21 protein-coding genes are annotated in these 23766 nt (G+C 70.9%); 8 read left to right on the forward strand and 13 right to left on the reverse strand.

Going from position 1 to position 23766, the window contains the following annotated elements:
- Positions 1–148 precede the first annotated feature (148 nt).
- Positions 149–1312 carry an acyl-CoA dehydrogenase family protein gene (locus QE374_RS10255; protein ID WP_309734573.1) on the forward strand — a complete coding sequence of 388 codons (1164 nt, stop codon included), beginning with the start codon at positions 149–151 and terminating at the stop codon, positions 1310–1312.
- A gap of 168 nt (positions 1313–1480) precedes the next feature.
- On the opposite strand, the gene QE374_RS10260 is transcribed toward QE374_RS10255, so the two are convergent.
- The 8 genes from QE374_RS10260 to QE374_RS10295 all read right to left on the reverse strand — a co-directional run bounded on the left by QE374_RS10260 (position 1481) and on the right by QE374_RS10295 (position 7988).
- A complete protein-coding gene (locus QE374_RS10260; RefSeq protein WP_309734575.1) occupies positions 1481–2044 on the reverse strand; it encodes an ECF transporter S component in 564 nt (187 codons plus the stop codon).
- Entirely contained in the window at positions 2041–2895 is an 855-nt protein-coding gene (locus QE374_RS10265; protein WP_309734578.1) for a siderophore-interacting protein, read from the reverse strand. The genes QE374_RS10260 and QE374_RS10265 overlap by 4 nt, the downstream gene beginning before the upstream one ends.
- Before the next feature lie 23 nt (positions 2896–2918).
- Positions 2919–3734, reverse strand: a complete 816-nt coding sequence (locus tag QE374_RS10270) for an energy-coupling factor transporter transmembrane component T (protein WP_309734579.1) — start codon at positions 3732–3734, stop codon at positions 2919–2921.
- The gene (locus QE374_RS10275) at positions 3731–5479 is read right to left on the reverse strand and encodes an energy-coupling factor transporter ATPase (RefSeq protein ID WP_309734580.1); all 1749 of its coding nucleotides are present in this window, start codon (positions 5477–5479) and stop codon (positions 3731–3733) included. Before QE374_RS10275 ends, QE374_RS10270 begins: the two co-directional genes overlap by 4 nt.
- A gap of 47 nt (positions 5480–5526) precedes the next feature.
- Positions 5527–6108 carry a TetR/AcrR family transcriptional regulator gene (locus QE374_RS10280; RefSeq protein WP_309734581.1) on the reverse strand — a complete coding sequence of 194 codons (582 nt, stop codon included), beginning with the start codon at positions 6106–6108 and terminating at the stop codon, positions 5527–5529.
- A 4-nt stretch (positions 6109–6112) separates the two neighbouring features.
- Positions 6113–6661 carry an ECF transporter S component gene (locus QE374_RS10285; protein ID WP_309734582.1) on the reverse strand — a complete coding sequence of 183 codons (549 nt, stop codon included), beginning with the start codon at positions 6659–6661 and terminating at the stop codon, positions 6113–6115.
- Between the two features lie 62 nt (positions 6662–6723).
- Positions 6724–7698, reverse strand: coding sequence for a pirin family protein (locus tag QE374_RS10290; RefSeq protein WP_309734583.1), 975 nt, complete (start codon positions 7696–7698; stop codon positions 6724–6726).
- The gene (locus QE374_RS10295; protein ID WP_309734584.1) at positions 7695–7988 is read right to left on the reverse strand and encodes a GNAT family N-acetyltransferase; all 294 of its coding nucleotides are present in this window, start codon (positions 7986–7988) and stop codon (positions 7695–7697) included. The genes QE374_RS10290 and QE374_RS10295 overlap by 4 nt, the downstream gene beginning before the upstream one ends.
- A gap of 129 nt (positions 7989–8117) precedes the next feature.
- Here QE374_RS10295 and QE374_RS10300 point away from each other — a divergent pair, with 129 nt between their 5' ends.
- Genes QE374_RS10300 through recQ form a run of 4 tightly spaced genes read left to right on the forward strand, consistent with a single transcriptional unit; the run spans position 8118 to position 14559 of the window.
- The gene (locus tag QE374_RS10300) at positions 8118–10733 is read left to right on the forward strand and encodes a DUF3516 domain-containing protein (RefSeq protein ID WP_309734585.1); all 2616 of its coding nucleotides are present in this window, start codon (positions 8118–8120) and stop codon (positions 10731–10733) included.
- Between the two features lie 48 nt (positions 10734–10781).
- Complete coding sequence (locus tag QE374_RS10305) at positions 10782–11945, forward strand: glycoside hydrolase family 3 N-terminal domain-containing protein (RefSeq protein ID WP_309734586.1); 1164 nt, start codon at positions 10782–10784, stop codon at positions 11943–11945.
- Between the two features lie 32 nt (positions 11946–11977).
- Positions 11978–12523, forward strand: a complete 546-nt coding sequence (locus QE374_RS10310; protein ID WP_309734588.1) for a DUF1697 domain-containing protein — start codon at positions 11978–11980, stop codon at positions 12521–12523.
- Positions 12524–12537: 14 nt separating this feature from the next.
- The gene (gene recQ, locus QE374_RS10315; protein WP_309734590.1) at positions 12538–14559 is read left to right on the forward strand and encodes a DNA helicase RecQ; all 2022 of its coding nucleotides are present in this window, start codon (positions 12538–12540) and stop codon (positions 14557–14559) included.
- A gap of 142 nt (positions 14560–14701) precedes the next feature.
- Here the strand turns inward: recQ and QE374_RS10320 are convergent, their stop codons facing one another.
- Entirely contained in the window at positions 14702–15958 is a 1257-nt protein-coding gene (locus QE374_RS10320; protein ID WP_309734592.1) for a GNAT family N-acetyltransferase, read from the reverse strand.
- Positions 15959–16006: 48 nt separating this feature from the next.
- On the reverse strand, positions 16007–16477 hold the full coding sequence (locus QE374_RS10325) for a DUF664 domain-containing protein (protein WP_309734593.1): 471 nt from the start codon (positions 16475–16477) through the stop codon (positions 16007–16009).
- Between the two features lie 262 nt (positions 16478–16739).
- Between QE374_RS10325 and QE374_RS10330 the strand changes: the two genes are divergently transcribed.
- Together QE374_RS10330 and QE374_RS10335 are read left to right on the forward strand one after the other, a co-directional pair.
- Positions 16740–18848, forward strand: coding sequence for an acyl-CoA dehydrogenase (locus tag QE374_RS10330; RefSeq protein WP_309734595.1), 2109 nt, complete (start codon positions 16740–16742; stop codon positions 18846–18848).
- 32 nt (positions 18849–18880) lie between these two features.
- Positions 18881–19450 (forward strand): DNA-3-methyladenine glycosylase I, encoded by a 570-nt coding sequence (locus tag QE374_RS10335; RefSeq protein WP_309734597.1) that lies wholly within the window; start codon positions 18881–18883, stop codon positions 19448–19450.
- Between the two features lie 7 nt (positions 19451–19457).
- On the opposite strand, the gene QE374_RS10340 is transcribed toward QE374_RS10335, so the two are convergent.
- The 3 genes from QE374_RS10340 to QE374_RS10350 are packed head-to-tail and all read right to left on the reverse strand — an operon-like array spanning position 19458 to position 22697.
- Positions 19458–19925, reverse strand: a complete 468-nt coding sequence (locus tag QE374_RS10340; RefSeq protein WP_309734599.1) for a recombinase family protein — start codon at positions 19923–19925, stop codon at positions 19458–19460.
- Between the two features lie 32 nt (positions 19926–19957).
- Complete coding sequence (locus QE374_RS10345; protein WP_309734601.1) at positions 19958–21682, reverse strand: sodium:proton antiporter; 1725 nt, start codon at positions 21680–21682, stop codon at positions 19958–19960.
- 1 nt (position 21683) lies between these two features.
- Positions 21684–22697: a malate dehydrogenase gene (locus QE374_RS10350; protein WP_309734603.1), complete on the reverse strand. Its 1014-nt coding sequence runs from the start codon at positions 22695–22697 to the stop codon at positions 21684–21686.
- Between the two features lie 95 nt (positions 22698–22792).
- Here QE374_RS10350 and pip point away from each other — a divergent pair, with 95 nt between their 5' ends.
- Positions 22793–23764, forward strand: a complete 972-nt coding sequence (gene pip / locus QE374_RS10355) for a prolyl aminopeptidase (RefSeq protein WP_309734605.1) — start codon at positions 22793–22795, stop codon at positions 23762–23764.
- Positions 23765–23766: the final 2 nt, after the last annotated feature.

The raw sequence follows: 23766 nt of genomic DNA on the forward strand, positions 1-23766 counted from the left end.
CTCCACAATCGCGACACTCGGTTTCGGTGTGCGTGGAATGCGATTCCACAGCGTGGTGTGCTCCGCGCCCGCCCGCCGGTCTAGGATCGCGTCAGGCGATGGCGCCGCAGCGTGTCGACGCAGGCGCCCCGAGATGGAGGAGACGTCCGTGGAACGCGACATCTACGACGAGGATCACGAGGCTTTCCGGGAGGTCGTGGTCGAGTTCATCAAGCGCTACGGCACGAACGCCCGGCGCGAAGCGTGGGATGCGGCCGGTCAGATCGACCGCGAGACCATGAGGGCGGCCGGCGACGCCGGGATCATCGGACTGTCGGTTCCCGAGGAGTTCGGCGGCGCGGGGATGCTGCAGGACTACCGCTTCCGCGCTGTGGTCAACGAGGAGGTCATCAAGGCCGGTCTCGGGTCGCTGGCGGGTGCCTTCGGCATCCAGGACGACCTCGCCGTGCCGTACCTCGCGCACTTCGGCACGCCGGAGCAGAAGCAGAAGTGGCTGCCGGGCATGGCCACGGGCGAGGTCATCGGCGCACTGGCCATGACCGAGCCCGGTGCGGGCAGCGACCTGCGCGGAATCTCGACCGTGGCGAAGAAGGTGGACGGAGGCTGGATCCTCAACGGTGCCAAGACCTTCATCTCGTCCGGTGCGACGGCGGACCTCGTCGTGACCTTCGTCAAGACGGGCGAGGGCAATCGTCCCGATGCCTTCAGCCTCGTGCTCGTCGAGAACGGCATGGAAGGCTTCGACCACGGCAAGAAGCTGCACAAGATGGGCTTCGCCGGGCACGACACGGCGGAGCTGTCGTTCACCGACGTGTTCATCCCCGACGAGAACCTCATCGGCGGCGAGCCCGGTCACGGCTTCGTCCAGCTCATGCGCAACCTGCCGCTCGAGCGACTGTCGATCGGCGTGGCCGCGGCCGCCGCGGCCGAGGCCGGTCTGCGCTGGACGCTCGATTACACGAGCAGCCGCGAGGCGTTCGGCCACGCGATCGCCGACTTCCAGAACACGCGCTTCCGCCTCGCCGACATGGCGACCACCGTCGACGTGCTGTGGGCCTACGTCGACCGTGCCATCGCGCTGTACGGCGAGGGCAAGCTCACGCCGGAAGAGGCCGCCAAGGTCAAGTTCTGGACGACGGAGCGCGAGTGGGAGGTGCTCGACGCCGCCGTCCAGCTGCACGGCGGGTACGGCTACATCCTCGAGTACCCGGTCGCCCGCGCGTTCGTCGACGCCCGCGTGCATCGCATCTACGGCGGGACGAACGAGATCATGCGCGAGATCGTCGCGCGTCAGGTGACCGGCCGGAAGTAGCCGCCGCGCCGTCCCGTTCGAGGGACCCGTGATGTCGCCGCGCGAGGGCACCGGCCGCATCGCGGGTCCCTCGAACATGTGTGGCGCCGCATCGACCGTGTTCAAGGGACCCGAAACGTCGCGGTTCGGGTCCGCGGGGCGCGTTTCGGGTCCCTCCAACCGGGTGGGTCAGCGGGGCTGGCGGCGGGCGAGGCGGGCGACGCCCGCGCGCCGGAGGGCGTCGGCGATCACGACGCCGATCGCGGTGCCCGCGAGGCAGCTCCCGATCGTCAGCGCGAAGAAGCCGATCATCGCGGGCAGCGGCATGGTCCACAGGTTGAAGTACTCGGCCGCGAACAACGGATAGACCACGCCGATGATGAGCGCGCCGGCGAAGTGCAGCCAGGTTCCCCAGTAGCGGTACAGCACGAGCAGGAACGGCAGCTCGGCGAAGAACGCCCACCACAGGTTGGTGCCGATGTAGGGCAGCACGACGATGCCGGAGATGAGGCCCACGAGAAGGCCCACGCCCGGGCGCTGCAGCAGTCGCAGCGCGATGGTCGCCGGCAGCAGCCACATCCCCGCCAGCGCCACCGACGCGAAGGGTGCGACCGCGAACAGCAGGGTGGACAGGGCGGTCACGCCCCACAGCACCACGCCCCCGGCGACGCCGATCGCCGCGCAGGTCAGCAGCACCAGGGTCGGGATGCGCCCGCGTGCCGTTCGCGGCTTCTGGACGGCGGGGGCGCTCACGCGTCGACCTCCGCGGTGGTGGGAGCGGGTCGCGCCGCGCCCATCCGCCAGTAGCCGATGAAGCTGATCGAGGCCTTGTCGAGGCCGCGGGCGACGAGAGCACGGCGAGCGGATGTGGGCAGCGACTGCTCGCCGACGATGAACGCGTGCACCCCTTGCGCGGGCAGTGGGACGTCCTCGAGGGCGGCCAGGGCGAGGCTGCCGGGGCGGGTCTGCGCATCGCGCACGAGCCACCGCACCTCGACGCCGGCGGGAGCGTCGAACGGCAGCGCGTCGGCCGCGGACGGCACCTCGATGAGCGCGACGCCCGTCGCGCTCGCCGGCAGCGAGGCGCACACCCCGGACACCGCGGGCAGGCCGGTCTCGTCCGCGGCCAGGATCACCCGATCGACGCCGCGGGCCGGATCGAACCCGAGCCCTTCGTCGATGATCACGACGCTGTCGCCGGGGCGTGCGGATGCCGCCCACCGGGACGCGGGGCCGGCATCGGGTCCTGTGCCGTGCAGCACGAAGTCGACGTCGATCTCTGCGCCGGCGTCCGCGGTGGCTGCCCGGAACGCGCGCACGGTGTAGTTGCGCATGACGGGGCGCACGCCGTCCGGGATGCGCAGGTACTTCAGGTACCCGATCAGCTTGTTCGCCTTCGCGGGGATCCGCTCCAAGCCCTCGTCGCCGCCGACGGGGAGGAAGAGGCGGAACCACTGGTCGAAGCCGAGCGGCACGAACCTGTCGATCTCTCCCTCGCCCAGGGTCACTCGCATCCAGTGCTCGCTGAGGCGTTCGGTGCCGAGCACCCGCAGATGCAGGAGGTCGGGTGAAGCGGGTTTCACGAGCCGGGAGAACCGAGCCATGCGAAGCCTTTCTGTCGGGTGGGTCAGGCGCCGGCCCACGGGTGCGCGACGAGCAGGACGGCCGCGGAGACGGCCCAGAACGCGAGGACGAAGACGACGTCGCGGATGCGGAAGGGCACCAGATGGCGCTCGGTGCGGTCGGGGTAGGCGCCGAACGCGCGTGCGTCCATGGCGAGGGCGACGCGCTCCGCGTGACGGATCGCGCCCGCGAGGAGGGGGACGATGTACCCGCCCCAGCGGGCGATCGCCGCGAAAGGCCCTCGTCCGCCGTGCGATCCGCGCACCCGGTGCGCCTGCCGGATCACCTCCAGCTCGTGCGCGAACCGCGGGACGAATCGGAAGGCGGCGAGAGCCGTGTAGCCGATGCGGTACGGCACGCGCAGCTGTTGCACGAGCGATCGGGCGAGGTCGGCGCCCGAGGTCGTGAACCCGGCCGCCAGGGCGAGTGCCAGGATCGCGATCAGGCGCAGTGCCGTGGCGAAGCCGATCGCGAGAGCGCCGGAGAACAGCCGCCAGTCGCCGATCTGCAGCACGAGCGGTGTGGTGTCGACCTGGCCCGCATCCGTCCACACGGCGAAGCCGCATCCGAGGACGAGGGTGGCGGCGGGCAGCGCGAGCAGCAGCGTGATCAGCACCTGCCGCGTTGCACGCGCGCCGACGAGCAGCAGCGCGTAGGCGAGGGCGAGGAACACGAGCGGGGTCGTCGCATCGCGGACGAAGACCAGCGCGAGACTCGGCGGGATGATGGCCGCGAACTTGGCGAGCGGATTGAGTGCGTAGAGGAAGCGTGCCCCGGATGCGGTCGCGGGAGCAGCGAACGGGTCGATCGTCGTCGTCACGGCAGATCCGCCAACCGCACGGCGCCGGAAAGGGTGGGATGCCCGCCCAGCTGCGCGAGCGCGCGCCGCAGCGGCGGAGGACGCAACCCGGCCCGCTCGATGAGTGCCGTGTCGGCGAACACGTCGGACGTGCGGCCGGATGCGGCGACGCGCCCCTCGTGCACGACGACCACGTGATCGGCGTACTCCGTCACGAGCTGCATGTCGTGCGTGACCACGAGCACCGTGGTGCCGGCGGCGTTGAGCTGGGCGAGCAGGGCGAGCAGCTCGTCCGCACGTGCGCGGTCCTGCCCGAAGGTCGGCTCGTCGAGTGCGAGCACCGGCGCGCCGGCCACGAGCGCCGTGCCCACGGAGAGGCGCCGCTTCTGGCCCCCCGAGAGCAGGAAGGGATGCGCCTGGGCGCGCTCTGCCAGACCGAACCGGACGAGCAGCTCGTCGGTGCGGCGGCGGACCTCGTCGTCGGCGAGCCGCTGTCGGCGCAGTCCGTGCGAGATCTCGTCGGCGACGGTATGCGCGATGAACTGGTGCTCCGGGTTCTGGAACACGAAGCCGATGCGGGCCGGAAGCGTCCGGGCGTCGGCGCGGCCGACGTCGGTGCCGGCGACCGTCACGGTGCCGCGCGGGGGGACGACGACCCCCGCGATCGCCTGCAGCAGGCTCGTCTTGCCGGCGCCGTTGGCTCCGACGATCGCGACGAAGGAGCCGGCGGCGACGCTGAGCGACACGTCGTGCAGCACCTGGGTGCGCCCCCGCCGCAGGGTCAGCGATCGCACCTGCACGATCGGCTCGCTGAGTCCGGGCGGCCGGGCGTCCGCCCGGACGGCGGGCGCGGCGGATGCGGGTGCCGGCTGCGCTTCGAGCGCTGCGTGCAGCTCGTCCGGGCTCAGGGGCAACGGTTCCATGCGGTATCCCGCTGCCCGCAGACGCAGCGCCGCGAGGGCGCAGGTCGGCAGCCACACGCCGAGCTCGTGCAACTCCTCCGCGCGCGTGCGCAGTACGTCGTCGGCAGGCCCGTCCGCGACGACCGCGCCGGCGGCATCCAGCACGACGACGCGATCGATCAGCGGCACGGCCGCATCCAGGTTGTGCTCGATCAGCAGGATGGCGCGATCGCCCGCCGCGACGAGTTCGGCGAGCGTCGCGTACACCTCTTCGATGCCCCGCGGATCGAGGTTCGCGGTGGGCTCGTCGAGCACCAGGAGCGGAGAGCCCATCGCGAGAGCGGCGGCGATCGCGAGACGCTGGCGTCCGCCGCCGGACAGGCGGTCCGGGTTCTCGTGCCGGCGGTCCCAGAGCCCGACCCGGCGCAGCGCGTCTTCGGCGCGGCGGAGCACCTCGTCGACGGGAAGGCGCAGGTTCTCGGGGCCGAAGGCGACCTCGTCGAGGAGCGTGCCGGTCACGAGCTGGGCATCGGGATCCTGGAACACCATCGCCACCCGCGAGCTCAGCCGAGCGACCGAGGCGTCACGGGTATCCAGGTCGCCAGCCCTCACGCGCCCGGTGACCTCGGCGGGGATGTCGTGCGGGATGAGCCCGTTCAGCGCCAGGGCCAGCGTCGACTTGCCGGAGCCGCTCGGGCCCAGCAGCAGCACGACCTCGCCGGGGTCGATCCGGAACGAGACGGAGGCGGGGGAGGGGCGCGTCGCGCCCTCGTGGGTGATCGAGAGATCCTCGACGTGTAGAAGAGGCGCGTCGACGCCGGATGCGGCGGGCGGGGCGTCGCGATCGGCGGAGGCAGCGGGCACGGGTGTTCCAGGGTTCGGACGGGCGGGTCCTCCCAACTTAGCCTAACCTAACTCGCCTTCTCCAGGAGTTCGTCGATACTGCGTTCGTAGGCCGCCGTCAGCTGCTCCGGTCCCATTCCGCACAGGAGCGCGAACTGCAGACCGCGCCACTCGGCGACGACGCGCGTCGCGGCGAGCTCGGCCGCATCCGGCATCCACCCGTCGGCCAGGAACACCGCGTGCACGCGGCCCACCCATCCCGTGCCGAGGTGCGAGAGGAACTCGTCCCAGCGTTCGGGATCGCCGAGGGCGACCGCGAAACGGTGGAAGAACATCACGAGGTACGGCCGGTTCTCGGGGGCGCCGATGTCCCGCCAGGCCCGCAGCAGGCGCTCCCGCAACGGCGCGTCGTCGGCGGCGAGGCGCTCGAACACGGCGGCGAGGTGTGGGAAGCGCTCGATCGCGATCTCGGATGCGGCCTCCAGCAGCCGCTCCTTAGAACCGAAGTAGTACAGCAGCATCCGGTTGTTGGAGCCCACCGCGCGTGCGATGCCCGACAGGCTCAGGTCGATGAGGCCGTTCTCGAGGATGAGATCGGCCGCGAGTTGCGCGAGCCGGCGGCGCTCGGGGCTGTCGGCACCGTCGTTCATCGACTCAGCGCCCGCCGCGCACGACGCCCGCGCGCCGCAATCCGATGCCGACCCACAGGCCCACGGCCGTCCACGCGACGGGGGCGAGTACCGAGATGGCGAGGTAGGCGATCTGCGCCCAGATCGGCAGCGTCTTCAGGTGCGCGGCGAAGAAGACCGCGGCGGCGATGATCACGCCGATCACGAGGGCCGACACGAAGAAGCGCCATGCGCGCCAGGAGCGGTACCGGGTCGCGGCGGCGACGACCTCCTGGATGCCGCCGAAGAGTACGGCGGTGCCCAGGAACTGCAGTGCGTACTGCGGTGCGGTGGCGCTGGAGACGAGTGCGGCCAGCAGGTGCGCCAGAAGGGCGACGCCGGGCCGGCGCAGCACCTCCTGCGCGATGATGCCGGGCAGCACGTGCACGCCCAGCAGAAGGCCGTACAGGGGCGGGACGAACCCGAGAAGCGGCACCGTGGCCCAGCCGGCGATGCCGCCGAGGATGCCCGTGGCCACACCGATCGCGGCGCAGACGAGCAGCACGCGCGTCGACAGAACGGAGGTGCGGGCCACCTCCCCAGACTATCGGCGCCAGGGCGCCCCGCGGCCCGGCAAGACCGGGAGAACTCCGTCGCTCAGAGCCGGCGCCGGCGACGCGTCAGACGTACGGCCGGGAGGGGAGGTGCGGGGACGCGTTCGTCGCCGTGGCCGACGACGTGCGCGAAGCGTGCCGAGCCCGCTTCCCACTCCTCGCGCGCCGCCACGATCTCGTCGTGATCGCGTCCGACGAAGTTCCACCACATCACGATCTCGTCCTCGAAGGGCTCACCGCCGAGGAGGAAGAGGGTGGCGTCCTCGGCGCTCGAGATCTCCGCCTCGCGGCGTCCGCGACCGAGGTACAGCAGCTGCAGTCCGACCAGCTCGGTGTGCTCGGCATCCGCCGTGTGCACACGCGGGGTCCCGGCGACGCCGACCAGCGCGTACTCCCAGTCCTCGCGCAGCGGCAGAGCGACGCGCGCTCCGGCGGGCACGCGGATCTCGGCGCCCACGATCGGCGTATAGGCGGATGCGGGCGAGCGCACCTCCGCCAGCTCGCCGATCACGACGGTGGCGCTGCCGCCGCCGGCCAGCGCCAGTTCGGGCAGGTCGGTGTGCTGCTCGAAGGCCGGCTCGCCGTGGCGGCGGGAGTCGGGCAGCGCGATCCACAGCTGCAGGGCATCGAGGGGGATCGCCTCGTCGGTGACCGAGTACTCGGAGTGCGCGATGCCGCGTCCGCTTGTCATCAGGTTCAGCTGGCCGCGGGAGATCAGCACGTCGCTGCCGATGCCGTCGCGGTGGCGCACCTCGCCCACCAGCGGCCAGGTGACCGTCTGCAGTCCGATGTGCGGGTGCGGCTCCACCCGCATCCGCACCTGCTGGGGACCGAAGCGATCGAGGAAGCACCATGCGCCGACCATGGGCAGCTCGCGCTGCGGGAGCGCGCGGTGCACCTGCATCGCGCGCACGCCGCCCAGCGGCACCTCGCGCGCCTCCAGCACGACGGCGCGGGGGCCGTCGCAGTCGACCGACTGCTCGAGGCTCTCCTCGGCGTGAGCGTCGAGTCGGGTCACGGCCAGGCGACCTCGAGGCCGGGAACCTCGTGCTCGTGCAGGTACTTCGCCACGAACGGGCAGAGCGGAACGACCGTCTCGCCGCGTCTCGCCTCGTCCTCGAGAGCACGTTCGACCAGGATGCTGGCCACGCCGTGGCCCTTGAACGCGGGGTCCACCTGGGTGTGGGGGAACACCGTGCGACCCTCCTCGTCCGTGTAGAAGGCGGTGAAGCCCGCCGGCACATCGTCGAGGAAGACCTCGTACCTGTCCTCGCCGCGTTCGACGCGCACGTTCAGCTCATCCGACATGGCTCTCCTCTGCTCGCGTGCTCCCACGCTAGCCGCGGGTAGGCAGTCTGGGGCTGCGTCATCCGCAGAGAAGGCGTGCATCGGTTGACGAGCACGACCGACGCCGCCGGCTTCGGGCAGACTCGGGGGATGACCGCCTCCCTCACCGAGCTCGCCCGCGCCGCCGGGGACGATGCGGATGCGCTGTACGACGCATTCGGAGACTGGGCGACCGCGCGGGGCATCGAGCTGTATCCCGCGCAGGACGAAGCGGTCATCGAGCTCGTCTCCGGCCAGAACGTGATCCTGTCCACGCCGACCGGCACGGGCAAGTCGCTCGTCGCCGTCGCCGCGCACGCCGTGAGCATCGCGCGGGGCGGGCGCAGCTACTACACCGCTCCCATCAAGGCCCTCGTGAGCGAGAAGTTCTTCGCGCTCGTCGACATCTTCGGCGCGGAGAACGTCGGGATGGTCACGGGCGACTCCTCGGTCAACCCGGACGCGCCGATCGTGTGCTGCACGGCCGAGATCCTGGCGAACCTGGCTCTGCGACACGGAGCGGATGCGGCGGTCGACCAGGTTGTGATGGACGAGTTCCACTTCTACGGCGAGCCCGACCGGGGGTGGGCATGGCAGGTTCCGCTCCTGCTCCTGCCACGGGCGCAGTTCCTGCTCATGTCGGCGACCCTCGGCGACGTGACCGGGATCGCCGCCGACCTCACCCGTCGCACCGAGCGCCCCACGGTCGAGGTGACGGGCGTGGAACGCCCCGTGCCGCTGCACTTCTCCTACGCCCGCATCCCGATCCAGGAGCAGGTCGAGAAGCTGCTGGAGGAGAACGAGGCGCCGGTGTACATCGTGCACTTCTCGCAGGCGCAGGCGATGGAGCGCGCGCAGGCGCTCGCGAGTGTCAAGGTGGCGACGCGTGCGCAGCGAGACGAGATCGCGGAGGCCATCGGCGGCTTCCGCTTCACGACGGCGTTCGGCAAGACCCTCTCGCGTCTGGTGCGGGCGGGCATCGGCGTGCACCATGCCGGCATGCTGCCGCGCTACCGCCGCCTCGTCGAGACGCTCGCGCAGCGGGGCCTCCTGCGCGTGATCTGCGGCACCGACACCCTCGGCGTGGGTATCAACGTGCCGATCCGCACCGTACTGCTGACGGCGCTCACCAAGTTCGACGGCACCCGCATGCGGCAGATCACCGCGCGCGAGTTCCATCAGATCGCGGGGCGGGCCGGTCGCGCGGGCTATGACACCGCCGGAACGGTCGTCGTCATGGCCCCCGAATGGGAGATCGAGAACGAGCAGGCGCTGCGCAAGGCCGCGGGCGATGCCGCCAAGCGCAAGAAGATCGTGCGCAAGAAGGCGCCGGCCGGGGCCGTGAACTGGGGCGAAGGGTCGTTCGAGCGGCTCGTGCAGGCGGTGCCAGAGCCCCTCGTGCCGCAGATGCAGCTGACGGCCGCCATGCTCATCAACGTCATCGCCCGCGGCGGCGACGTCTTCGCGCACGTGCGCTCCCTCGTCTTCGACAACCACGAGCCCCGCGCCCGCCGCTACGAGCTCGCGCGCCGTGCGCTCGCGATCTTCCGCACGCTCGTCGCCGCCGACGTCGTCGAGGTGGCGGACGGCCGCATCCGGCTGACGGTCGATCTGCAGCCGAACTTCGCGCTCAACCAGCCGCTCTCGCCCTTCGCGCTCGCAGCCATCGAGCTGCTCGATCCGGCACCGCCCGCATCCGCCCTGCCCGCCTCCGCCGCCGAGGCCGCTCCGGTCGGAGAAAGTGACGAGGGTCGGAGGATGGAGGGCGAAACCTCCGACATCGCGCCGGATCTCCGACCGGCGCGCACCGCAGGGTCCGGCCACTACGCGCTGGATGTGGTCAGCGTGATCGAGGCGACCCTCGATGACCCGCGTCCCGTGCTCGCGCAGCAGGAGTTCAAGGCGCGTGGCGAGGCGGTCGCGGCGATGAAGCGCGACGGGCTCGACTACGACGAGCGGATGGCGGCGCTCGAGGAGATCACCTATCCCAAGCCCCTCGCCACGCTGCTCGGCGAGGCGTTCGAGGTGTTCGCCTCCAGCCAGCCCTGGGTGCGCGATTTCGAGCTGCGCCCCAAGTCCGTCGTCCGCGACATGTTCGAGCAGGCGTTCTCCTTCGCGGAGTTCGTCTCCTGGTACCAGCTCGGTCGCAGCGAAGGACTCGTGCTGCGCTACCTGAGCGATGCGTACCGAGCGATCCGTCAGACCGTGCCGGCCGAAGCGCGTACCGAGGAGCTGCTGGACGTGATCGCCTGGCTCGGCGAACTCGTGCGGCAGGTGGACTCGAGCCTCGTCGACGAGTGGGAGCGGCTCGTGTACCCCGCGGATGAGGCGGGCGAGCCCGTCGTTCCTCCCGCACCTCCCTCGGTCGTGGCGAACCGCCGCGCCTTCATCGTGCTCGTGCGCAACGAGATGTTCCGTCGCGTGCAGCTCGCCGCACTCCAGCGCGACGACGACCTCGTCGCGCTGGACCCGGATGCGGGCTGGCCCGACGCCCTGGACACCTACTACGACGAGCACGACGTCGTCCTCACCGACGCCGGCGCGCGCTCGCCCGCGCTGTGCACGATCGACGAGTCGGATGCGGCAGGCGGGCTCTGGCGCGTCGAGCAGGTCATCCATGACCCGGAGGGCGACCACGACTGGCGCATCCGCGCGGTCGTCGACCTCGCCGCATCCGCGGAGGAGGGTGCGGCGCACGTCAGCGTCACTGAGGTCGTGCGCCTGTAGCCGGCACCACCCCGTGCTTGTCCAGCACCGGTGCGCCACACTGGGGTGATGCGCAAGACGATCACGGTTCGCGCGCTCGCCGTTCTCGCCGCGGTGGCGGTGCTCGCGGGATGCTCCGCCACGCAGGCGGCTCCGACGGCCGCCCCGTCGACGCCGAGTCCGACGCCCACACCGACTCCGACGCCCGACCCGATCGACGCGCTCACGCTGGAGCAGCGCGTCGGGCAGCTGTTCATGCTCGGCACGCCCGCCGACGTCCCCGACCCCACCGCTCTCGCCGCGATGGCCGACCCAGGTGTGGGCGGCCTCTTCCTGCGCGGGCGTTCGTCCGCGGGGGCGGCGGCCACAGCATCGCTGGTCGCGCAGTTCACGGCGGTCGAGCGGGTGACCGGCCCGCGCACCTGGGTCGCGACGGACCAGGAGGGCGGCGACGTGCAGGTGCTCTCGGGCGAAGGGTTCGAGCCCATGCCGACGGCGCTCACGAGTGCGCAACGCGACGACGCGACGCTCGGCGCGGATGCCGAGCGATGGGGTGCTCAGCTGCGCGCGGCGGGCATCGACATGAACCTCGCGCCGGTGGCCGACATCCTCACGAGCGCCGACACCGCACGGCTGAACCAGCCCATCGGCGTCTACAACCGCCACTACGGCTACGACGAGGCGACCGTCGCCGACAAGGCGGGCGTGTTCGCCCAGGGGATGCGGGAGGCGGGCGTCCTTCCGACGATCAAGCACTTCCCCGGGCTCGGCCGGGTGACCGGCAACACCGACTACGCGGCCGACGTCGTCGACACGGTCGTGGGTGCCGATTCCCCGGACGTGGACGTCTACCGCACCCTTCTCGCTGAGGGTCCGGCCGCGGTCATGATGGCCACCGCCGTGTATCAGCGCATCGATCCCTCGATGCCCGCGGCGTTCTCGGAACCCGTCGTGACGGGCCTGTTGCGCGACGAGCTCGGATTCGACGGCGTGGTGATGACCGACGACATCTCGGCCACGGCGCAGGTGGAGCGCTGGGCGCCCGCGGATCGGGCGGTGCTCGCCGTCGACGCCGGCGTCGATCTGCTGCTGCTCTCCGCCGATACATCGGTGTTCCCCCAGATGTACCAGGCCGTGCTGCAGCGGGCCAAGACCGACCCCGCGTTCGCCGAGAAGGTGGATGCGGCGGCCGCCCGCATCCTGGAACTCAAGGAGACGTTCCCCGGCGAGTGACGGGGGTGCGGGATCGGGCGCGGCGGGCCACAATGGGCCGGGTGCCGACGTATCTCGGGTTTCTCCGCGCCATCAACCTCGGAGCGAAGCGGGTCTTTCCCAAGGATGACATCTGCCGGGTCGTGTCCGAGCTCGGCTTCGAGGACGTGACCACGCACCTCAACACCGGCAACCTGCGATTCTCGACGCGGATGCGGTCGCGTGCCCGGATCGAGGAGGCGCTGGAGCGCGCCTTCCACGCCGACCGTGGCTTCGACGTGCCCACGATCGTCTTCACGACCGACGAGTTCGCGCGGATCGCCGACGACGCACGGGCCCTGAACGGAGCCCGGCCCCACCTCGCGCGGCACTACGTGTACCTGCTCAAAGAAGAACTCGCCCCCGAGCAGGCGGCCCTCGTCGAGGCGACCAGCGGCGCCAAGGGCGAGATGGTCGTGTCCGGCCGGGCCGCACACGCGTTGCTGGGTCCCGGCTACAGCGACGGCACGGTCGACCCGCTCTCGGCCGCGAAGCTGCTCGGCATCGCGACGAACCGCAACCTCAACGTCGTCGGAGCGCTCGCCGATCGCTGGTGCTGAGCGCGGCTCCTCGGATGCGGCGCGGCGAGTCTGTCGGCGGGGCTGGTTACCCTGGAAGAGTGAGCTCGCCGCATCCGTCCTCGTGGGACGTCCCACCGGATGACTGGGCGCCTCCGGAGGACGAACCGCCCTACGACCCGTACGGCGAGAGCGGGTGGGTGCCGCCCGACGACGGCTGGGTACCCCCGGAAGACGCTCCCGCGGCCGCGCCGCGCCGCGACTTCACCGGACAGGACCCGCGTGCCGTGCTGCACGAGGTCTACGGCTACGACGCCTTCCGCGGCGACCAGGCCGACATCGTCGATCACGTCGTCGGCGGGGGCGACGCGATCGTGCTCATGCCGACCGGCGGCGGGAAGAGCGTCACTTACCAGGTGCCGGCGCTCGTGCGGCCGGGAACGGGTCTCGTCGTCAGCCCTCTCATCGCCCTCATGCACGACCAGGTCGAGGCGCTGCTCGCCAATGGCGTACGCGCCGCCTACCTCAACTCCACGCAGCTGCCCGGTGAGCGGCAGAGCGTGGAACGCGCGTACGTGGCGGGCGAGATCGACCTGCTCTACGTGGCCCCCGAACGGCTGAACCTCGCCGCCACCACAGCGCTGCTGAAGCGTGGCCGGCTGAGCGTGATCGCGATCGACGAGGCCCACTGCGTGTCGCAGTGGGGCCACGACTTCCGCCCCGACTACCTCGCCCTCGGTGAGCTGGGCGCCCTCTTCCCCGGCGTTCCGCGCATGGCGCTGACCGCCACGGCGACGCGTGCCACCCATCGCGAGATCACGGAGCGGCTGGCGCTCGGTGACGCCCGCCACTTCGTCGCGAGCTTCGACCGACCCAACATCCAGTACCGCATCGAGCCGAAGGTCGATCCGCGCCGCCAGCTCGTCGCCTTCATCCGGTCGCAGCCCGAGGGTTCCGCCGGCATCGTGTACGCCCTGAGCCGCAAGAGCGTCGAGCAGACGGCCGAGTATCTGCGTGCGCAGGGGATCGATGCGCTGCCGTATCACGCGGGCCTCCCGGCCGAGACGCGCGCGGCCAACCAGTCGCGGTTCCTGCGCGACGACGGCGTCGTGATGGTGGCGACGATCGCCTTCGGCATGGGCATCGACAAGCCGGATGTGCGCTTCGTCGGGCACATCGATCTGCCGAAGTCTGTCGAGGGCTACTACCAGGAGACGGGGCGCGCGGGCCGCGACGGCGATCCCTCGATCGTCTGGATGGCGTACGGGCTCGGCGATGTCGTGCAGCAGCGGAGGCTCATCGACCAGAGTCCCGGCGACCGCGCGTTCAAGATCCGGATGGGTCAGCACCTCGACGCGATGCTCGCGCTCTGCGAGACCGTCGAGTGCCGTCGGCAGAACCTGCTCAACTACTTCGGCGAGCAGGCCGAGCCCTGCGGCAATTGCGACACCTGTCTGACTCCGCCTGAGATCTTCGACGGCCTCGTTCCGGCGCAGAAGCTCCTGTCGACGGTCGTGCGCCTGCAGCGCGAGCGCAACCAGTCCTTCGGGGCCGGCCAGATCATCGACATCCTGCGCGGCGCCGACACCGACCGCATCCGTCAGCAACGGCACAACGAGCTCGCGACGTACGGCATCGGCGCCGATCTCAGCGACCAGGACTGGCGCAGCATCATCCGGCAGCTCCTCGCGCGCGGCGTGCTCGTCGCGCGGGGAGAGTACGGCACCCTCGCGCTGGGCGAGGAGGCCGGCGGAGTGCTGCGCGGCGAGACCCCCGTACGCCTGCGGCGCGACGTGATCGGTCGCCCCGCCGCCGCACCCCGAGCGCGACGGGCCGCCGCATCCGATGCCGTGGCCGAGGGGGATCGCGCACTGTTCGAATCCCTGCGCGAATGGCGCGCGCAGACCGCACGCGAACAGGGCGTCCCCGCCTACATCGTCTTCGGAGACGCGACCTTGCGAGCGCTTGCCGAGCATCGTCCGGGCTCTCTCGCCGACCTCGACGGCATCACCGGCATCGGCGCCAAGAAGCGCGATGCGTATGGCGAGGCCGTGCTCGAGGTCATCGCCGCCGCCTGACCCGCCCCGTCGCCGGCGGGGCGCATCCCTTCCGCAGGAGAAATCCCCCCATCAGGACGTTTCACCGGGAATCTTCCTGCACCGCGGATATCTCCGGCACAACGCGCGCGTCGAGCGGGTGCCGTGCGCAGTCGGGTAGACCTCAGGTCGGCGGGAAGCTGCGCACCCGCTCCACCCGCATCCGGAAGGGGTAGGTCGACTCCTCGCGCGGCGCGAGCGGGAGGTCGTACAGGTCGAGCATGAGCTGTACGGGGTAGTCGATGGACTGGTTGACGGTCTTGACCCAGCGGCCGTCGATGAAGAATCGGATGCGGTGGGGCGACCACTCCACCGCGTAGTCGTGCGGCTGGGTGAGATCGCCCTCGACGCGGATCTTCTCGAAATCGTCGCGGAGCTCCGGGTCGTGCTGCGCCTTGATGCCGACTCCGACCCATCCGCCCTCGTCATCGAGCTCGCCTCCGAAGATCTCGCACACGCAGATCTCTCCCGAGTGCTCGGGGCTGTCTTCGACGCCGATCGGCCAGAACGCCACCATCGCCCGCGCGTCGCGCACCGCCGTCAGTCGCGCCTCGATCACGCCGTAGCGCACGAGCCACAGCGCAGCGTCGGGCTGCTCCTCGCGCACGACGAGCCCCTCGCGGAATCGATGCTGTCCGACCGGTGACCCTTCGGGCCCCGAGCGCTGCCCCGTCTGCAGGTGGGAGATGCGGACGTCGCCGTCGATCTCGGGGGCCCACGGCTCGGTGTCGTCGTCGATGCGCAGCTCCAGCCCGCCGGCACCGGTACGCCACCTGGCGCTCGTCGTCGCCCGCGACGCCCAGTGCGGCAGGTAGTACGGCCACCACCGCTCTCGGTCGAGGGCGCCGGAGAACCGTTCGTCGACATCCGGCAGCCGACCACCGGTCTCGAGCGGCGACATGTCGAGCGTCCACGTCGTCACCGTCAGCGATCCGCCCCGCCAGGGCTCGGTGACGGTGCTTCCGCGGGTGAAGCCGACCGCACGGCACACGCCCTGTGATGCCGCGTTGTCGGCACCCGGATAGGCGACGAGCACCGTGCGGTCGCCGCGCTGTCGCACGCGTGCGATGAGATGCCGCAAGGCCGTGGAGGCGATGCCCCGCCCCTGCCACGCGGGCTCGACGCTCCATCCGGTCTCGTATGCCGCGACGCCGTCGTGATCGACCTGCCAGAATCCGATCGCGCCGACCGGCTCGTCGTCGACGTCGATGCGGTACATCTCGGCCTCGCCGCTCTCGTTCAGGCGCAGGTACCGCTCGTGGCGCTCGACGACCTGCGCCTCGGTCTCGGGTCCGCCGATGAACCGCGTCATCTCCGGCGTGTTCGCGCGCTGGAGCACGGGAAGGTCCGCGATGGACCAGGGCGTCAGGGCGAGCGTCATGGGCGAACCTCCCGCATCCAGTGTGTCGGAGGCCTGCGACACCCTGGCTCAGGAGGTGTGGACCGCCCGGAGGATGTCGAGCTGCCCGGTGTTCCACGCGAGCTCGCTCAGCACGTGTGTGAACAGGCTCATGACGGTGCGGCGACCGCGCCCCGTGACGACGTCGTCGAGACCGAGTCCGGTCAGGTTGTCGCGGGAGTGCTGATGAATCCGGCGGCAGTCGGCCGAGACGGACTCGATCGTGTCGACCTTCCGGGTCTTCCACGAGTTCGCCGTGGAGACGGGAAGGCCGAGCTCCGATCGAGGGCGGCCCGTGACCGCTTCGCCGAACCACACGCCCTCGACGAAGGCGGTGTGGCGCACGACGCCGAGCAGGGTCGGCCTGCCGACGACGGTGCTCGCGCGGGCCTGTTCGTCGGTCAGTCCGAGGCTCTGCAGGATGAGCCGGCGATACTGCTCGATTCGCGCGTCGAGGTCGCCCCGCGTCGTCCACCCGGAATCCACGTCGTGGTGCGGCATGCGATCTCCCATACTCCGCCTTCTCGGTTCGGGCCCGGTCATCGATCGACGACCTCCTCCCGATCGTCGCGGGGAGGGTCGTCATCACGCGAACTTCCTGCCGAATCAGCAAGTGCCTCGCGCTCCCGATGTCGCCAGCACACAACCGGATGCGGCGAGGTGGCCGCCTCGGGTTGTAGAGGATCTGCAACCGAGTTGGGCTGCGGTTGTCGTGCTCCTACCGTCGAGATCGTCTTCCTCTGTCCCACCGAAGGGTGATGCCATGACCGACGCCGTCGTCCGTTCCGCCAAGCCTGCGACCAACCGTCGCACTCCTGCCGGAGGTGCGCCCACTGCGGCGCACTCCGCGGCCGAGGCGGCCGAACCCCGCATCGACCTGCCCGCCGTGACCGAGATGCTGCTCGGCACGTGGGGCAAGACGCGCCGGGAGGCGCGCGAGATGATCAAGGATCCGGCCTTCTGGCGCATCGACGGTCAGACGGTCGCCGAGCATCGTGACCGTGTCTTCGGCCAGCTGGGGCTCATCGTCGAACAGGGCGTGTCGGCGCGCGCCTACCCGGTCGAGTACGGCGGCCTCGGGGACAACGGGGCGAACATCGCGGGGTTCGAGGAGCTCGTGCTCGCCGACCCCAGCCTGCAGATCAAGGCCGGCGTGCAGTGGGGGCTCTTCGGCGCCGCCATCCAGCAGCTGGGCACGAAGAAGCACCATGACAAGTGGCTCGCGGACGTCGTCACGCTGAAGCTGCCCGGGGCCTTCGCGATGACCGAGACCGGCCACGGATCGGATGTGGCCGCGATCGGCACGACCGCGACGTACGACGTCGAGACGGAGGAGTTCGTCATCCACACGCCGTTCCGCGGCGCATGGAAGGACTATCTCGGCAACGCCGCGGTGCACGGACGCGCGGCGACGGTCTTCGCGCAGCTGATCACGGGCGGCGTCAACTACGGCGTCCACTGCTTCTTCGTTCCCATCCGCGACGAGGCGGGGGACTTCCTGCCGGGCGTCGGCGGCGAGGACGACGGCGTCAAGGGCGGTCTCAACGGCATCGACAACGGCCGCCTGCACTTCGACCAGGTCCGTGTCCCGCGCGAGAACCTCCTCAACCGCTACGGCGACGTCGCCGCCGACGGCACGTATTCGAGCGAGATCGCGAGCCCCGGCCGTCGCTTCTTCACGATGCTCGGCGCCCTCGTGCAGGGGCGCGTCTCGCTCGACGGCGCCGCCACCACGGCTGCCGCCCTGGGACTGAAGATCGCGGTCACCTACGCCAACCAGCGTCGTCAGTTCGACTCCGGGTCGGGGACGCCCGAGGTGACCCTGCTCGACTACGGCAAGCACCAGCGGCGCCTCCTGCCGCGCCTGGCCACGGTCTACGCGCAGGCGTTCGCGCACGACGAGTTCCTCAAGAAGTTCGACGGTGTGTTCTCCGGCCGCACCGACACCTCCGAGGAGCGCGAGGACCTCGAGACGCTGGCCGCGGCGCTGAAGCCGCTGTCGACGTGGAACGCACTCGACATCCTGCAGGAGTGCCGCGAGGCGAGCGGCGGCGCGGGCTTCCTCGCCGAGAATCGGCTCGTCGGGCTGCGCAGCGACCTCGACGTGTACGTCACGTTCGAGGGCGACAACAACGTGCTGCTCCAGCTCGTCGGCAAGCGTCTGCTGTCGGACTACGCCTCGCAGTTCAAGGGCAAGGATGCGGCCGCCCTCGCCCGCTTCGCCGTCGGGAGCACGGCGGGCAAGGTGTTCCACGGCGCGGGGCTTCGTCAGCTCGGACAGTCGCTCGCCGACCTCGGCTCGACCGCCCGCTCGGTGGAGCTCGGCCTGCGCGAGGACCAGCAGTTCGAGCTGCTGGCGGGACGCGTGCAGCAGATGGTCGCCGACGTCGCCGCGCGCCTGCGTCCGGCGGCGAAGCTGCCCGCCGCCGAGGCCGCCGCGCTGTTCAACGAGTGCCAGTACGACCTCATCGAGGCCGCCCGTGCGCACGGCGAGCTGCTGCAGTGGGAGGCCTTCACCGACGCCGTGCACCGCGTCGGCGACGACGGCACGCTGCGGGTGTTGACCTGGCTGCGCGATCTCTTCGGGATGAGCCTCATCGAGAAGCACCTGTCGTGGTACCTCATCAACGGGCGCCTCTCCGCCCAGCGCGCCGGTTCCGTGTCGCGCTACATCGGGCGCCTCTCGGCCCGGCTCCGCCCGCACGCGCAGGACCTCGTGGATGCGTGGGGCTTCGAGCCCGAGCACATCCGCGCGCACATCGCGTCGGGCGCGGAGCAGCAGCGACAGGATGAGGCGCACGCATACTACGCCCAGCTCGCCGCATCCGGTGAGGCGCCGGTGTCGGAGAAGTCGCTGCAGAAGAAGCGCTGAGCGGTGTCGGCGACCGCGGATAACGTGGGCGGATGACCGACATCCTCGTGGGAGAAGACGGCCGTGCGCGCTGCGCGTGGGCCGGCGCCGATCCCGAGTACCTGCGCTACCACGACGAGGAGTGGGGCAGCCCGCTTCACGGCGACCGGCCGCTGTTCGAGAAGATGAGCCTCGAGGGGTTCCAGGCCGGCCTCAGCTGGATCACCATCCTGCGCAAGCGCCCGCGCTTCCGTGAGGTGTTCGCCGGCTTCGAGCCGGATGCGGTCGCCGCTTTCGACGAGGCCGACATCGAGCGGTTGATGGGCGACACGGGCATCGTGCGCAACCGGGCGAAGATCGAGGCCGTCATCGGCAACGCGCGGCTGGTGCAGACCATGTCGACGGGCGAGCTCGATGCGCTGATCTGGTCGTTCGCGCCCGAGGGGCACGTGCCGCCGGTGTCCTTCGCCCAGGTGCCGGCCACGACGGCCGAGTCGACCGCGCTCAGCAAGGAGCTGCGCCGGCGGGGGTTCCGTTTCGTCGGGCCCACGACCATGTACGCCCTGATGCAGTCCGCAGGCCTCGTCGACGACCACGTCGCCGGCTGCTGGCGCGCGGCCTGAGCCGGCGTCAGCGGCCGGTGTCGAACAGGTGCCGGCCGGAGTGGCCCAGCACCTTCACCATCACGCCGCGTCGGCGAAGCTCGGCGACCGTGCGGGTCTCCTCGTCGATGTTGCGGCCCAGCGCATGCACGCTCGCCACCACGAGGACGTCTCCGCGGGTGAGGCGCCCGAACAGGCGACCCAGACGCTCCTCCCACGACTCCAGGATGTCGGGGGCAGGGTGCCGGAAGCCGTCGATGGGCACGCCGAAACGCGTCAGCTCGGCGCGCTGCTCGACGACCGACGGCATGTCGTCGCGATTCACGACGAGACCCACGAGGCGGGCGCCGGTCGGCCGGGCACGCCACCAGTTGCGGTCGGACTGCAGCTCGGTGAAGCACTTGGGGCAGTCGGCCGCCGTGTGGGGCAGATGCAGCGGCGCGGTCGCGGGGTCCGTTGCCGATCCGGCATCGGCGCCCGTCCCCTCGCTGATCATGCCTCCATTGTCCCCCGGATCGGGTGACGGCGTCACTCGGCGCCCGTTTCGTCCGACAGGCGCAGCTCGAGGCTGATCTGATCGGCATCGAGCTCCGCCAGAGCGTGGCGCAGCGCCGCGGTGCTGAACGACCCCGACGAGCCCGCCTCGAGGAGGCGCTCGCGCATGGCGTCGATCATCTCGAGACGCAGTTCCAGCACCTCGCGCGCAGCTGCCGTCATCTCGTCGTCGGGCGGGTCCACGAGCCGCGCGCCCACCCTGGTGAGGATGCGTTCGCTGAACTCCGTCCCGTCGCGCCGGCGCAGATCGTCGTCCTGCAGTCGTTCGGATGCGGCCTCGCGCAGCACGTCGTCCAGGCGCCGCTGTTCCTCCCGCGTCGGTCCCGCGGACTCCGGGGCGATCCGGAGCAGGCGCACCAGAGCCGGCAGGGTGAAGCCCTGCAGGAGCAGGCTGATGATCGCCACCATGAAGGCGACGAAGATGAGCAGCGGGCGGTGGTCGGTTCCGCGCGGGAGGGTCTGCGCCGCGGCGAGGGTCACGACGCCCCGCATCCCGGCCCAGACGATGATCGTGCCGTGCTTCCACCCGAGGGGGGAGGAGCGGTAGTAGTCCAGGTCGGCGCCGAGGCGCGCGACTCGCTTCCGGATCGACGGGATGCGGCGCATCGCCCGCTCCGGGTTCGACCGCTCGATCGGTACCGTGCCGTCTGCCATCCCCTGAAGTCTGTTGTCGACGCGCTCGATATCGAAGCCGGCGAACCGCCGCGCTCTGCGCCCCTGCTGCCAGATGAGGAAGGTGACGTATACGCCGCGAACGGCGACGATGATGCCCAGAGCAGACAGGGCGAGCCAGGTGCCGTGCCACAGACCGTCGTGCTCGGTCAGGTTCTTGTTGACGACATCGGTGAGCTCCAGCCCCATGACGAGGAAGACGCCGCCCTCGAGGACGAGCTCGATCGTGCGCCAGTTGGCCTCCTCCGATAGCCGTTGCTCGGGCGCGAAGCGTCTGGCCGCGCCCTGCCCTGTGACGATGCCCGCGACCACGGCGGCGACGAGCCCCGAGCCGTTGAGCTCCTCGGTGGGCAGGTAGGCGATGAAGGGGATCGCGAAGCTGATGGCGGTGTTGGCCGCCGAGTGGCCGACCCACGTGCGCACGCGGAGGTTGACCCAGCCGACGAGTCCGCCGATCACGAGGGCGATGAGCACCGCCCACAGGAACGACAGGATGGTCTCGCCGAACGAGAAGCCGGCGGCGATCGCGGCGGTCGAGGTGCGCAGCAGCACCAGGGCGGTCGCGTCGTTGAGCAGGCTCTCGCCCTCGAGCATCGTCGTGACGCGTGTGGAGATGCCCATCCGTTTCACGATCGAGGTGGCGACCGCATCCGTCGGCGAGAGGATCGCACCCAGGGCGATGCCGAGGGCGAGGTCGAGGCCCGGGATCACCCAGGTGAAGAAGAAACCGAGCAGCACGGCGCTTCCCACCACGAGCACGACCGAGAGCCCCGCGATCGGCGTGAAGTCGCGACGGAACTCGATCGCGGGAAGCTGCACCGCCGACGAGTACAGCAGGGGCGGGAGCACGCCCACGAGGATCCACTCGGGATCGACCTCGGGGATGTCGGGCACGAACGGGAGGGCGGCCAGCACGAGGCCGATGGCGACGAGGACGAGGGGACCGGCGATGTTGAGCCGCCGGCCCAGGGCCGTCACGATGGCGACGACGATGATGCCGCCGACGATGACGGCCAGATGCTCCACGTCAGATCACCCCCAGCGCTCGCACGGCCTCGCGCTCATCGGCGAGCTCGGCGACCGAGGCGTCCAGGCGGCGGCGGATGCGGGCGGAAACCTCCAGACCCTCGACGATGCGGTAGCCGCTGCCGTCCGAGCGCACCGGGAAGGAGCTGAAGAGCCCCTCCGGCACGCCGTACTCGCCGTGCGAGACGACCGCGGCGGAGGTCCACCCCTGCTGCGTCCCCGCGACATCGTCGCGGATGTGGGAGATCGTCGCGTTCGCCGCGGAGGCGACGGAGGAGGAGCCGCGCACCTCGATGATCTCCGCTCCGCGCTTCGCCACCCGTGGGATGAACTCGTCGTCGAGCCAGCGGGTCGCCGCATCCTCGTCACCGAAGCGCGCGGCGAGCACGTCGTGGGCGGGGGCGCCCCCGATCGTCGCATGGGTCACGTCGGGAACCTGGGTGGCGGAGTGGTTGCCCCAGATGGTCACGTCGCGCACGGCGGACACGCCGACCCCGACCGCCTCGGCGAGCTGGCCCACCGCGCGGTTGTGGTCGAGGCGGGTGAGCGCGGCGAAGCGTTCGGCCGGCACATCGGGGGCTGCGGCCGAAGCGATCAGCGCGTTCGTGTTCGCGGGGTTGCCGACCACGACGGCGCGGACATCGGATGCGGCGTGCGCCGCGATCGCGGTGCCCTGGGGGCCGAAGATTCCCGCGTTCGCGGCGAGCAGGTCGGCGCGCTCCATGCCGGGACCGCGCGGGCGCGCGCCGACGAGCAGGGCGATGTTGCAGCCGTCGAAGGCCACAGCCGGATCCTCCGTCACCTCGACGTCGCGCAGCAGCTCGAATGCACCGTCCTGCAGTTCGAGGGCGGCACCCTCTGCGGCGCGCAACCCCTGGCGGATCTCCAGCAGTCGCAGCCTGACCGGCCGGTCGGGGCCCAGCATGTCGCCTGCCGCGATCCGGAACAGCAGCGCGTAGCCGATCTGCCCCCCGGCGCCGGTGATGGTGATCGTGGTGGGCGCAGCTGTGCTCATGCGATGAGCATACGAGCAGGCCCGCGACGGGCACATCCCGGTGAGCCCCATAGCGCATCCGTGGACAGGATGGGGTGGCAAGGTACCGTGAGGATATGACGGTCTCCGAGCTCGACGACATCCTGTACCCGCCGATCGAGCCCTATGAGAGCGGAGAGCTGCTGGTCGGTGACGGGCAGCGGATCTACTGGGAGCAGTCCGGCAACCCGGAGGGCAAGCCGGTCGTCTTCCTGCACGGCGGGCCCGGCGGCGGCACCTCGCCCTGGCATCGACGCTTCTTCGATCCGGAGCGCTACCGGATCGTCCTGCTGGATCAGCGCGGATGCGGCAGGTCGACCCCGCACGCGAGCGACCCCGCAGCCGACCTGCGGTTCAACACGACCTGGCACCTGGTCGCCGACCTTGAGCTCCTGCGCCGCAACCTCGGGATCGAGCGCTGGCAGGTGTTCGGCGGTTCCTGGGGATCGACCCTCGCGCTCTCCTACGCCCAGGCGCACCCCGAGGTCGTCACCGAGCTGGTGCTGCGCGGCATCTTCACGCTCCGCCGGCACGAGCTGGAGTGGTTCTATGAAGGCGGTGCCTCGGCGATCTTCCCCGACCTGTGGGAGGGCTACGTCGCTGAGATCCCGGTGCTGGAGCGCAGCCGCATGATCGAGGCCTACCACCGGCGCCTGTTCGACGAGGACCCGGCCGTGCACCGACCCGCCGCGCTCGCGTGGACCCGGTGGGAGGCATCGACGCTCACGCTGCGTCCCGACCCGGAGCTCGTGGCGTCGATGACGGATCCCGATGCCGCCACGGCGTTCGCGCGCATCGAGAACCACTACTTCGTGAACCACGGATGGCTGCGCGAGGGGCAGCTGATCGACGAGGTGGACCGCATCCGCCACATCCCCGCGGTCATCGTGCAGGGCCGTTACGACGTCTGCACCCCGATCATGACGGCGTGGGACCTGCACCGTGCCTGGCCCGAGTCGGAGCTGGTCGTCGTGGACGACGCCTCGCACTCCGCATCCGAGCCCGGTATCGCGGCGGCCCTGCGGGCGGCCACCGATCGGTTCGCGTGAGA

Source organism: Microbacterium sp. SORGH_AS_0428 (assembly GCF_031453615.1).
Lineage (GTDB): Bacteria > Actinomycetota > Actinomycetes > Actinomycetales > Microbacteriaceae > Microbacterium.